At 47.2% G+C, this 12618-nt stretch carries 8 protein-coding genes; 4 read left to right on the top strand and 4 right to left on the bottom strand.

Annotated features, from left to right (window positions below; translation table 11 throughout):
• Nucleotides 1-13: 13 nt before the first annotated feature.
• From ssb to ACY2RR_RS05310, 4 genes are all read right to left on the bottom strand, one after another.
• Nucleotides 14-688 (bottom strand): single-stranded DNA-binding protein, encoded by a 675-nt coding sequence (gene ssb / locus ACY2RR_RS05325; protein WP_490107100.1) that lies wholly within the window; start codon nucleotides 686-688, stop codon nucleotides 14-16.
• Nucleotides 689-875: 187 nt separating this feature from the next.
• A complete protein-coding gene (locus ACY2RR_RS05320) occupies nucleotides 876-2228 on the bottom strand; it encodes an MFS transporter (RefSeq protein ID WP_490107099.1) in 1353 nt (450 codons plus the stop codon).
• 67 nt (nucleotides 2229-2295) lie between these two features.
• On the bottom strand, nucleotides 2296-3483 hold the full coding sequence (locus ACY2RR_RS05315; protein WP_490107098.1) for a PQQ-dependent sugar dehydrogenase: 1188 nt from the start codon (nucleotides 3481-3483) through the stop codon (nucleotides 2296-2298).
• A gap of 86 nt (nucleotides 3484-3569) precedes the next feature.
• On the bottom strand, nucleotides 3570-6224 hold the full coding sequence (locus ACY2RR_RS05310; protein ID WP_490107097.1) for a hypothetical protein: 2655 nt from the start codon (nucleotides 6222-6224) through the stop codon (nucleotides 3570-3572).
• A 179-nt stretch (nucleotides 6225-6403) separates the two neighbouring features.
• Between ACY2RR_RS05310 and ACY2RR_RS05305 the strand changes: the two genes are divergently transcribed.
• The 4 genes from ACY2RR_RS05305 to ACY2RR_RS05290 all read left to right on the top strand — a co-directional run bounded on the left by ACY2RR_RS05305 (nucleotide 6404) and on the right by ACY2RR_RS05290 (nucleotide 12610).
• Nucleotides 6404-7423: an AraC family transcriptional regulator gene (locus ACY2RR_RS05305; protein ID WP_490107096.1), complete on the top strand. Its 1020-nt coding sequence runs from the start codon at nucleotides 6404-6406 to the stop codon at nucleotides 7421-7423.
• A gap of 104 nt (nucleotides 7424-7527) precedes the next feature.
• A complete protein-coding gene (locus ACY2RR_RS05300) occupies nucleotides 7528-8388 on the top strand; it encodes a phytanoyl-CoA dioxygenase family protein (RefSeq protein WP_490107095.1) in 861 nt (286 codons plus the stop codon).
• Between the two features lie 86 nt (nucleotides 8389-8474).
• The gene (gene uvrA, locus ACY2RR_RS05295; protein ID WP_490107094.1) at nucleotides 8475-11297 is read left to right on the top strand and encodes an excinuclease ABC subunit UvrA; all 2823 of its coding nucleotides are present in this window, start codon (nucleotides 8475-8477) and stop codon (nucleotides 11295-11297) included.
• Nucleotides 11298-11461: 164 nt separating this feature from the next.
• Entirely contained in the window at nucleotides 11462-12610 is a 1149-nt protein-coding gene (locus ACY2RR_RS05290; protein WP_490107093.1) for a class I SAM-dependent methyltransferase, read from the top strand.
• The last annotated feature ends 8 nt before the right edge of the window (nucleotides 12611-12618 follow it).

Raw genomic sequence — 12618 nt, 5'->3', positions numbered from 1 at the left:
TATTCCGTTCTAATTAGAACGGGATGTCATCGTCAAAATCATCAAAGCCACCAGCTGGTGCTGCGGCAGGTGCAGGCTGTTGTGCAGGTGCCTGCTGGCGTTGTGGCTGACCATAACCCTGGTTACCCTGAGGTGCTTTTTGAGCGCCCTGCTGAGACTGGGAATAGTTACCATAGCCTTGGTTCTGAGCAGGCTGTTGCTGAGGCTGACCATAACCGGCATTACCTGCAGGCTGAGACTGCGCCTGTGGACGCTGCTGCGGAGCCTGCTGTTGCGGAGCTTGCTGTGCAGGCTGTCCGTAACCGGAATTACCACCAGCATTCATGTTACCGCCTTCCTGACGACCATCCAGCATCTGCATCTGGCCGTTAATGTCGATCACAACTTCTGTAGAGTAACGATCCTGGCCCTGCTGATCCTGCCACTTACGGGTTTGCAGCTTGCCTTCGAGGTACACTTTGGAACCCTTGCGCAGGTACTGGCCTGCAATTTCAGCCAGCTTGCCGAAAATCACCACACGGTGCCATTCGGTACGCTCTTGCTGCTGACCGGTTTGCTTATCACGCCATGATTCACTCGTCGCAATGCTCAGATTGGTTACCGCACTGCCATTTGGGGTAAAACGAACTTCCGGATCCCCTCCGAGATTACCCACCAGTATGACTTTGTTAACACCACCGCGAGCCATTGCTATCTCCCATTCAATAACTTTTATCGAAAGCCTTATTTTTCAAAAGCTTTTCTTCAAAACATTGCTTCGCACAACCCGCTGGTTGTGCCAATAAATATACTCATATTAAAAACATACTCTTATAAATAGTGCTTGTATTGCTTCTATCAATAAAAAGTATGAACCAACTGCCTGCAGCCGGTTTTTACCAGTCCCCGTACTGGCGCAAATGCTGTTCGTTGAGCAGGTTCTTATCTACTTTCAGATAAGCCGTTTGCTCTTCAACGATCAAGGAAACTTCCTTGACGCCTGCCACCGTAGCTAGACGATCACTCATCCGTCCGGATTCTTCCGGCTCTACCGGATAAAGGTCCAGTACGATACTGCTGACATAAGGGGGATTCTTCATGGTAACAGACAATAACCACCATAGGGCAGTCGCAATTGCCACCAGAACAAAGATACCCGTCTCACCAGCATGTTGGTAGACCAAGCCGGAAACAGCACCTCCAAAACCTGCCCCAAGAAACTGGCTGGTTGAAAATGCTCCCATAGCTGTACCGCGGGCACCTGCAGGTGCAATACGGCTGACAAGGGAAGGCAATGTTGCTTCCAGATAATTAAAGGCGACAAAAAACAGCAGCACACCAGCGACCAGAGCCATTAAATTCGCGTTACCCAGCCAGATGCCCATTTGTGCAATAAATAACAGGGCAACAGCACCAATCATAATAGGGCGAATTAACCGTTTTTTCTCGCCAAGGATAATGAACGGCACCATAGCGATAAACGAAAGTATCATAGAGACCAGATAAACCCACCAGTGCTCATCTCGAGGCAAGCCGGCCAGATTTTGCAAGGCCACTGGCAAATGAACAAACAGCGCCATCAGCACAAAGTGAAGTACAAAAACCCCTGCGTTTAATCTCAATAACTGTTTATGCCTGAGTACAACAGCGATTTGGGAGACCGCCGTAACAGTTTCACGATTCGCCTTTTGTCGTACTGGTGTAGGCACCCCAAAGATCACCAACCCAACAGCCAGCAGAGCCATAACCGCAGAAACATAAAATAATCCAGATATACCCACACTTTCTGCCAGCAAAGGCCCAAGAACCATGGCGATGCAGAATGAAAGCCCAATACTCATTCCTACCATTGCCATCGCACGGGTACGGTTTTCTTCTCTGGTTAAATCAGCAAGCAGCGCGGTAATGGCTGCGGCAATAGCGCCGGCTCCCTGAAGAAAGCGTCCGGCAATAACTCCCCAAATGGAGTCACTGGCACCAGCCAGAATGCTACCGGCAACAAAAACAAGCAGGCCGCCAATAATAACCGGCTTACGGCCAATACGATCAGAAAGCAGACCTGCAGGAATCTGTAATAACGATTGACTCAGCCCATAGGCACCTATAGCTAAACCAATCAGCACGGGGGTGCTGCCTGAAATCTGATCTGAATAAACAGCCAGCACAGGTAGCAGAATAAACAGCCCCATCATTCGCAAAGCAAAAACAAATGCGAGAGAAGAGGCTGCTCTTACTTCCAGTGAATTCATTATGACCAACAACGTTCTTATTAAGCCGAGGGCGCAACTATATCAGCATATCAGGGATGTTGATGGTTTATTCAGAGGGTGGACTCAACCGGTAAATCACGTCACTAAAGTCATCGGTAATGAAAATATCCCCGGCCAGACCTTGCTCTACAAATGCCGGGCGCCCGATCACATCACCATATTTTTCAAATCCAGTGATCAGTTCAGTCTCTTCAATAGCTTCGCCCTTCCAGCGAAGAGACACGACTTTATAACCATCTTTCTCAGAACGATTCCAGGAACCATGAAGCGCAACTATCGCTGAATCTTCCAGAGATGATGCTCGACCGCCTTGATAAAAAATCATGCCCAGTGGCGCATTATGGGCTGCAAACTTATGGGCGGGCTTCAGGCTTTTTGCAACATCCATCTCACGCCCTTGTCCATATTCCGGGTCTGGCACTTTGTCGCCATGCGCAAAAGGCCAGCCATAAAACTCTCCCACCTTAATTTCATTCAGCTCATCGGGTGGAAAGTTATCTCCCAAAAGATCCCGGCCATTTTCAGTAGCAAAGAGTCGCCCCTGCTTATCCCAGTCAAAATCTACAGAGTTGCGTAAACCGGTGGCAATAATCTCCTGATTGCTGCCATCGGGTTGATAACGGGAAATCGTTGCCCGCAGTCTGTGCTCTTCTTCGCAGACATTGCAGCTTGAACCTACCGACAGATATAACCTCTCATCCGCCCCGAAACGAATAGTGCGGGTCCAGTGATTTCCATTTCTTGGAATGTCGGTAATGATTGGTTCAAGTTCTCCTTGGGTTTGCCCAGTTTCACGATCAAAACTAATACGGCTAACTGCTCCGGTTTCCGCAACATACAACCAGTTTTTATACAGAGCTAAACCGTGGGGGCTATCCAGGCCAGTTAACAAAGCCTGCTGGCCATCACTTTTGCCATCGCCATCCTTATCGCCGAGTAACAGAGTGACTTCCCCTTTACGAGGCTGACTTAACAGAAAATCTCCAGAGGGGAGGCTTCGTAAAACGCGAGGGTTCTCCAGTTCATCAGCAAAGACCTGAATATAAAAACCTTCTGGAACAGTAAATCGAGAATCCACAACCTGAGAGGTTGGCGTTTTGCCGCCAAAAATATCTCCCAAAGAAATATTCACCGCGTAAGGTGCAGGAAGGAAAAAAGCAGCGGTCAGCAGTATTACCAGAAAAGCTGTTACAACTGCGGCGATCCATTTTGTCAGTATTTTTATTCTGGTCATTTTTATCTGTAATTATCTGACGAATGTCGTTGAGGTTATCACAACTCGCTAGCTAAAGTAGGCTGCCTTACATAGCCGTACATGGTTCAACCAACCTCTACGCGTTTCAATTGGGCAAATCGTTTCAATGTCATCATTACCGAGTCGTTAAATGGTTGCTTCACGTGCTCCATCATCATTCGGAAATGATCTCTGGTGAAAGATGTCTCATCCAAACATTCTCGAATATATCGTTCCATGCCTTCAGCTGACGGATCCAAAGCAGCAATAAGAGCCTGTTTCCCAAGTTCTCCCAAATTACCATCCATACCCTTTTTCAGTAATCCCTGAACAGTAACAACATCCTGCCCTGTCGCATCAGAACAGTCTGGCGATTTGAAAAGGAATTTGAGACCATCTATGCCTCGCTTCCAAGTTTTCAACTTGGCAAGGCATAAGTCATACTGATCTTTTTCTACCAGCTCTTTGAGTTCCTGCATCATTTCGATCCCCTTAGGCATTAGCGCTAACTTATAAGCAAAAGCTTCCGCCTTAAGCGCTTCCAAGGGATATCCCATTTCGAAGGGAACCGGCGTTTTTCCCTCGGGATAAAGAGAAATATAAGTATGCCCGGTTTCTAACATTGCTGACGTTGTATTAGCCCCTTCCACTAAGGCCGGGAGATCAGAGTTATCCAACACATACTGGAAAGCGGGTTTAGGCAGTTCTGGTATTGTACAAATGACAACCCCCTTACAATCTGAAAGATTGTCTATCAGGCTTTCTTTTGCATTCTCCAGACTAATGAAGGAAGTTCCCCCTGCTTCAAGCTCTGATCTCGCAGACTCAGACAATCTTGAGGAGTGGACGAAGAGAACCACTGGTTTATCCATTCTTTGCAACCCTCTTATCCAGTTGCTAACTAGCGTACCTTCCGCTCCTTGCAGCCCAGGGTGATGAACCCCGTAGATCACTCCTGCATGAAGCTTTCCTGATTTACACAGGGTTATGAGTTGATCCAGATGCTTTAAACACAAAGCCTCACTTGCCCCTGGCAACGAATTACACTCGCTACGCCCTTCTGAGAGAATGCAGTTTGGTGGTAAACCTAAATCTTGCTTATTGAAGCACTGATCATGAATATCAGTAAAAGCCATTTGGACATGGTTTACATAGCGGAAAGGGGTGACCGTGACATAGTTATCCGGATAGCTTCCCGCAGAATCAAACCGGCGATGAGAAACATCCAGGAAACTTAATTCCAGTTGGGGTTCACTCTCCTGAAACTGGTCGTAGGGAATGATCTGTAACTGACAATCCCCTAATTGCACTGTTTGAGGAAGTCCTTTTTCCGGGGAATAGTTTGTATCAGATAGCAGCAAAGCCATCTTAGCTAAAGCAACTTCCCTCATTTTTCTCAGTGCTTCCTTCTCTTCCTGAGTCAGAAGCTCAGGAGGCTTATCTGTTATTGACCGGTTTCTGGAAGCATGAACTTCATCGGGAGGGGAAAGTCTTAACTGGATCTGTTTCGCACCAGCATCTGCAAGTTTTCTTACCAGCTGAATGCTGGCATTTTCGTCCCCTAGAGAATATAAGTGCGTGGGTGTTTCTCCCGGAAAGCATGTAAACCGACCATAAACCCCTACAACTCCAATCCCCTGAAGCAGGTAACGAGCATGGTTTTCAATCTGTTGATTTCCATGCCCCAGAGTTGATGACAAATCATGCTGTTCAGTCATTTCTACAAGAAAAGGAGGCGACAAGGCTGGAGGCAAAGGCAGGGCTAAATCCAGCCCAGAAAAGCTCCTATCACACTCACTATCTTCTTCTTGATTAGCTTCAAAAGTCATCGTTACAGGTTTAAATGGAGGAGCAAAATCTTTTGTTAGTTCCTGGATTCTTTCTTCAACTTCCAAAACCGAGTAAGCACATCGATTAATACTGGCTAATGCTTTTTTAAACCCATCAATACCCGATGCCAGCTCTAATAACTCCAGTTTTTGTTCTTCTGTGAACCTGTCGTTCACCATCATAAGATCAAAGGGAGTATCGCCACGCCAGTTTTTCACAAAAATACTTTCTGGTGACAGCTTCATCAGTTTTTTACAAACTACAAAGTTGGCATCCATGCTCTCGGCATGAAGAGGAACTGATCCCTCGATTGTTGTCATAAAAAGCTCTTTGCGCTCAGACCTGTTACGCACAATATCGAGCAACTGTTTCCTCTGAGTAAATGCCATCACTTGAAGAGGCGTATAGCCTTTCTTATTTTTCATAGTGAGGGCTTTTTGTCCCTCAGGGGTTTGCACAGCCAAACTTAACACCCCGGCCAGATTAGGAATGGTGCACAAGACATGCATAAGGGTGCTTTCATCAGTGTCTGAATGCTGAGTAAGGTACTCAGGGTGCAGTATAAGCAACCACGGGTAACGTCCCAGAAACATCCCCAGAGCCACCTCCCACTCAGGCGACCCATCTCTTGACTGCCAGAATTCTTCGAACTCCTTGTATACGGGCTTTTTTTGATTTCGGGTGACAGGGGGAGGACTTTCCAAGTCCTTCCAGCCTAGTTTGGCTATAGCCCTCCCCATCAAATCGAACATAGTTATGGGGGCTTCACTTGCAGGAAGAGTTGTTGTTTCAACCTTTGCTTTTTTTACCCCTTTTCCGTTGAGTGAAGCCGACTGGCTACCATCGTCTTGTGGTTCTCTTACTCTCTTTCTCCGAAGGTTATATCGTGGCTCCCCAAGTCCAACTTCCATACCTCACCCCATATACATTCAAAAACAGTCGATGTTAGAGAGGTTGTTATTCTGTCAGTTCACAAAACACACGAAATGCTTACAACATCTGACTATGTTGTTAAAGCTGCATGGAAACAGAGCTATAGTGGCAAAATCACAATAACGTTAAGCTGTGACAAAAAAGCTGTGACAGGTCTATGGAGATATCCCGGGAATTTCTAAATCTTCCAACCATTCCTCGACAATTTGTTCAGGAAGCAATGGCAGGCCTGCACCATAAGAGTGACGACTTACAGTTCTTCCTGAAGCAGTCCGGTTTTTCATCCTGGCGAAACAACTCCATACCCGACAAGGTCAGTATTACTGAGTACTCAGCCCTTCTTCTCGCTCTTCGTGCTCATCTTCAAGATGAAACGCTGGGCTTTTTCAGCACTCCAATTCCTATCAATGGCTTGCAGCAATTAACCTGGTTTATGCAGCAGTGCTCCAACCTGCGAGCAGCGATAGAAGCCGCAAATCGGTTCTTTTCTCTTTTCCATAACAGCCCAGTCTTTGAACTGGAAGAATCTGAAGGCAAGTGTCGATTGCATCTGCAGTACCAAAACTCGATGCAAGCCAGTTCACCCTTTTTCAATCAGGCGATGCTGTTAGGTTTTTACAAGATTCTGTGCTGGTTACGTGGCCAGCCAATTGCTTTATCAAAAGTCAGTCTCAATTTTTCTGAAGACGCTTTCAGAAAAGAGATGTCCTACCTTTTTGATTGTGAGCATATTTCCAAGTCTGAAGACAGTGTGCTGGAATTTCCTGCCAGTGAGTTGAGTAAACCATTAACCAATACCGATGATATTTCCTCAAGCTATACCAAGGCTTCTTTAGAGTGGATGTTGGTAAGAATGCATCGCAACTCTTTGGAGGGCAGGATTTTTTCGCTCTTAGAACAATCAGAAAACCTTCCTGGTTTTGATATTGTTGCCAAACAGCTATCTCTGTCACCCCAAACTCTGTCCCGGCGCTTACAGGCTTTGGGTTTAACTTATCAGGAGTTAAAGAACAATTTCCGGCGGCGTCAGGCCTGCCATCTTCTGTTAAACAGCAGCGATCCAATCAAAGCTATCGCCTTCCAAACCGGGTTTATGGATACAGGATCATTCAGCAAAGCGTTCAAACAATGGACAGGTTTCTCACCCTCTGAATATCGCAATCGCTCAATTGCCTGAGGTCATCTACCAACAAACAGAGGTCAAAACCCGAGAGTTTTAGCGCCATCATTCCCGTTTCTCATTTATTGTGAATACGTTCTTCAAGCAAGCGAAATAATAATATGAGCGCTATTTCCAATATCACCGACTACACCTCAAAAGAGTGGGCCAGCAAATACCAATCTACTGCTGGTAAACATGACAAGATGGATCCAGAAGTCATTCGACCTCTCCTCGAAGAGCTGGACCAAAACGGCTATATCATTCTTAAAAATGTACTGCCTGAAGAAACAGTCAGCCGCATTCGTTCAGAACTCCTTGAGTTATTCAGTGATCATTGCGGGCGCAACCCGTTTGAAGGGCTAAAAACCCAAAGGCTGTATTCCGTACTGAATAAAACCCATTGCTGCGACCCACTGGTTGAACACCCAATCATTCTAGAACTACTCGACCGATTGTTTCTCCCCAATTACCTTCTTTCACAGCTACAGGCCATCAACATTCTGTCCGGTGAAAACCAACAGGCTTTGCATGCCGATGATGGTTTCTATCAGGTACCGCGACCAAGAAAAGCGCTGGGCGCTGCCACGATCTGGGCTATCGACGATTTTACTGAAGAGAATGGCTCTACCATGGTGATTCCCGGCAGCCACAAATGGGGAAACAAAACACCAAATGCAGAAGAACAGAAGCAACAGATACCCGTCGTTATGCCTGCTGGCTCTGTCGTATTCTTTCTGGGAACTCTCTGGCATGGCGGCGGTGAAAACAAATCAGCAAATCCGCGACTTGCCGTAACAGCTCAGTATTGTGAACCCTGGTGTCGGCAGCAGGAAAACTTCTCTCTATCTATTCCCAAAGAGCGAGTTCGAGATTGCAGTGAAAACATTCGCCGCATGCTGGGTTACAGCATTTTCGGGCCATTTATGGGAATGGTTAACGGTATGCATCCAAAACGGCTGCTGGAAACCGAAGAAGACTAAGAGAAATAACATCAGATAAATACTTACCGAATGCTTCACAGGCGCGCCTGCTTTATAATCGTCCGGTTCTCAGTGGGAGTTATTTTGTGGATTCCATAACCGTACGTGGCGCGCGCACTCATAATCTCAAGAATATTGATATTGACCTGCCTCGCGACAAACTGATTGTTATCACTGGTTTGTCCGGTTCCGGTAAGTCATCTCTGGCATTCGATACGCTGTATGCCGAAGGTCAGCGCCGTTATGTAGAATCCCTGTCGGCCTACGCCCGGCAGTTCCTTTCGATGATGGAAAAGCCGGATGTTGATCATATTGAAGGACTTTCTCCGGCTATATCTATAGAGCAGAAGTCCACCAGCCATAACCCTCGTTCCACTGTTGGCACCATTACCGAAATTTACGACTACCTGCGTCTTTTGTTTGCCCGGGTAGGTACTCCATGCTGCCCTAAACACAGCCATACCCTGGAAGCGCAGACTATCAGCCAAATGGTTGATCAGGTGCTCGCACTGCCAGAAGGCTCAAAACTGATGGTGATGGCACCCGTTGTACGTGCTCGTAAAGGGGAGCATGTTCATGTGTTCAGCGAACTGAAAAGCCAGGGTTTTATCCGTGCTCGCATTAACGGCATTGTGACCGATCTCGACAGCGTCCCGGCTCTGGAAAAGAACAAGAAACACACTATTGAAGTGATTGTGGACCGCGTAAAGGTTCGTGATGATTTACAACTTCGCTTGGCAGAGTCTTTTGAAACAGCTCTTGGACTGGCCGACGGTCTTGCCGTTGTCAGTTTTATGGATGACGATGCTGAAGATATTGTTTTCTCCGCTCGTTTTGCCTGCCCGGAATGTGGTTACAGCATCAATGAACTTGAGCCTCGCCTGTTTTCATTTAACAACCCAGCAGGTGCCTGCCCAAGCTGTGATGGTTTGGGGGTAAAACAGTTCTTTGATCCAGACAGAATTATCCACAACCCGGAGCTCACCCTGGCAGAAGGTGCGATTCGGGGTTGGGATCGTCGCAGTGTTTATTACTTCCACATGCTCAAGTCGTTGGCACAGCATTGTGGCTTTTCTATCGACACTCCGTTTGAAGAACTTTCCGGCGAACATCAGCAGATGATTCTTCATGGTTCTGGCGATGAGCTGATCGATTTCAGTTACATCAATGACCGTGGGGATATTTATAAAAAGCGCCATCGCTTTGAAGGCATTATTCCTAACTTCGAGCGCCGCTATAAAGACACAGAATCCCAGTCTGTACGGGAAGAGTTGAGCAAATACGTTGCTACCCAGCCCTGCCCCAAATGTAAGGGCACACGGCTGCGGGAAGAAGCTCGCAATGTCTTTATTGAAGAAACCGCACTGCCAGAAGTCACCTGCCTACCAGTTGAAGGCGCACTTAAACATTTTGAAGAGCTGCACCTGACCGGCCAGAAAGGTGAGATTGCTTCCAAGATTCTGAAAGAAATTCAGGATCGTTTGAGCTTCCTCAACAATGTGGGCTTGAACTATCTGACTCTCGACCGCAGTGCCGACACTCTCTCTGGTGGTGAAGCCCAGCGTATTCGTCTGGCCAGCCAAATTGGTGCTGGCCTTGTCGGGGTTATGTACATCCTTGATGAGCCTTCCATCGGCCTGCACCAACGGGACAATGATCGCCTGCTAAAAACTCTCACCCGCTTACGGGATTTGGGAAATACAGTCATCGTCGTGGAACATGATGAAGATGCCATTCGCACTGCCGATTATGTTCTGGATATTGGCCCCGGTGCCGGGGTTCACGGCGGGCAGATTATTGCCAGCGGTACACCTGCAGAGGTGATGGCTAATGAAGATTCCATTACCGGTCAGTACTTGTCTGGCGCTCGTCGTATAGAAATTCCCGAACAGCGCATCCCTGTGGATAGAAAATGGCAGCTCACACTATCCGGTTGTACTGGCAATAACCTGAAGAATGTCACACTTAAGGTACCTCTTGGTCTGCTGACTTGTGTTACTGGTGTATCTGGTTCCGGTAAATCTACGCTGGTGAATGGCACTCTCTACCCCATTTTGGGAGAAAAGCTGAATGGTGCCACCACACTGAAATCAGCACCCTGGAAAAACCTTGAAGGCCTTGAACATATTGATAAGTGTATCGATATTGACCAGAGCCCTATTGGCCGTACTCCACGTTCCAACCCTGCCACCTACACCGGTATTTTCACTCCTATTCGTGAACTGTTTGCCGGTACACAAGAGGCCCGCTCCCGCGGTTATAAACCCGGTCGATTCAGCTTTAACGTGAAGGGCGGTCGCTGTGAAGCTTGCCAGGGTGATGGTGTTATCAAGGTTGAGATGCATTTCCTGCCGGATATTTACGTGCCCTGCGATGTTTGCAAAGGCAAGCGTTACAACCGTGAAACTCTGGAAGTGAAGTACAAGGGCAAAAGCATTGATGAAGTGCTGGAAATGACGGTTGAAGAAGCCCTGCCTTTCTTCGATGCCATTCCTGCCCTAAGGCGTAAGCTGGAAACCCTGATGGATGTTGGTCTGTCTTACATTCACCTTGGTCAGAACGCGACAACCTTGTCTGGTGGTGAAGCCCAGCGTGTAAAACTCGCCAAGGAACTTTCCAAGCGGGATACCGGCAAGACTTTCTACATTCTTGATGAGCCAACCACCGGTCTTCACTTTGAAGATATTCAGTTACTGCTCAAGGTTCTGCACCGTCTGCGTGATCATGGCAATACTGTGCTTGTTATTGAACACAATCTGGATGTGATCAAAACTGCTGACTGGATTGTGGATCTGGGGCCTGAAGGTGGTAATGGTGGCGGCCAGATTATTGCTACCGGTACACCAGAAGAAGTCGCCGAGATGAAGATATCCCATACTGGCCAGTTCCTGAAACCCATGCTGGCCTGATCCCGTCTATTCTTGCAGGGATAAATGGATGATCCCTGCAAGAATAAATAATGAAAACCCAAATCTGTTTCTACAGCGTTGCTAACTCCCTTGTCAGGGTAAAATTCCTGCTTCTCCTTATAATCCTGAACCTATCTGGTTGCTCTTATGGGAAAGAAGGGATTATGGAATTACGGACCCAGCCAGTTACAACAGCAGCCGGAAGTAGTTATTCCAGGCTTGGAGCGACTACTGACGCTGAGAGAGAACACAACCAATCACCTCATTTTCCTGCAGGTCATCAGTCGCCTGCTTTAACCGACCGCTCCCTCGCAAGCTTTGATATTCAAACCTTAAAGGCTCAGGTAGCTACTGCGTTTGAAACACTTCCCAAAACAGGAACTGGCAGTTGTTGCGTATCTGCAGAAGAACCTCAGGCTATTGCCGCGCTCAAACAGCATGCTCCAACCATAAATCTTATAGTGCGAACTCTTGCAGTGAACTTTGCCCATGAAATGCGGGATGGCTCTTCTGCCAGCGATTATGTTGATGAAGCCAAAGCACCAAATCTGGTAGACCAACTCTACTCAAAAACCCGAAAAAGCCATGTTCATGCGACACTGGGGAAAATGGGTTTTACCGTTGCCATTAAAGACGAAAACCTAAAGCACCCTTTTTATCAGGAGCTTTTCTCACTTCATGACAAAACCATTCTGGATGTTGGCGCAGGGCTTGGGGAAACCTGCCTTCGGCTTCTCGGCAAGGGCAACACTCTAATTTGCAACGAGCCGGAAACTACACAACTGCTGTCTATTTTTGACCAGGCTGTGCATGGTTTACACGACACATCCGGCCTGCTCCTGAATAACGACCTGTTTCCATCAGGCTTTGGAGATTTTGCCCCAAATTCACTGGACGCAATTATTGTTCACCGGGTATTTACAGTCATGACATCAGGCACTGTTCTGAACTTTTTAAGAGAAGCCCATCAAGTTCTAAAACCGGGTGGCAGGCTTTATGTAGTGTCGCTATCCACAGAACATCCCAGCTTTCAGAAAATGAACGGTTCATCAGTTCCCCAGCCAACTCATGGGGTTATTCAGGTCAGCTCTGCTGATGCAGTTCCAACGCAGGACTATAACCTTCCAGCTCATCTTACCTTTCTGGATAAAAACGCTTTTACACAGCACCTCAAAACCTCAGGTTATTCAGTAAAAATCAGCAGTTTTATCGGCACAACCAAGAGTGCGGGAGTCGCCAGCGAAGCTCATTTACGGGTAGGAAAAGAAAACATTGCAGTGATTGCTGAAAAGCCTACACACAGCGGAATATAAGCACCTTC

Source organism: Parendozoicomonas sp. 2304DJ65-17, assembly GCF_058148445.1.
Note: the sequence above shows the minus strand (reverse complement) of the source record. Positions and strands in the feature narration are given on the sequence as shown.

Coding starts and splice junctions, on each gene's coding strand:
- ACY2RR_RS05305 (WP_490107096.1), top strand. CDS start 6,404: ATGGAGATATCCCGGGAATTTCTAAATCTTCCAACCATTCCTCGACAA.
- ACY2RR_RS05315 (WP_490107098.1), bottom strand. CDS start 3,483: ATGACCAGAATAAAAATACTGACAAAATGGATCGCCGCAGTTGTAACA.
- ACY2RR_RS05320 (WP_490107099.1), bottom strand. CDS start 2,228: ATGAATTCACTGGAAGTAAGAGCAGCCTCTTCTCTCGCATTTGTTTTT.
- ssb (WP_490107100.1), bottom strand. CDS start 688: ATGGCTCGCGGTGGTGTTAACAAAGTCATACTGGTGGGTAATCTCGGA.
- ACY2RR_RS05310 (WP_490107097.1), bottom strand. CDS start 6,224: ATGGAAGTTGGACTTGGGGAGCCACGATATAACCTTCGGAGAAAGAGA.
- ACY2RR_RS05290 (WP_490107093.1), top strand. CDS start 11,462: ATGGAATTACGGACCCAGCCAGTTACAACAGCAGCCGGAAGTAGTTAT.
- ACY2RR_RS05300 (WP_490107095.1), top strand. CDS start 7,528: ATGAGCGCTATTTCCAATATCACCGACTACACCTCAAAAGAGTGGGCC.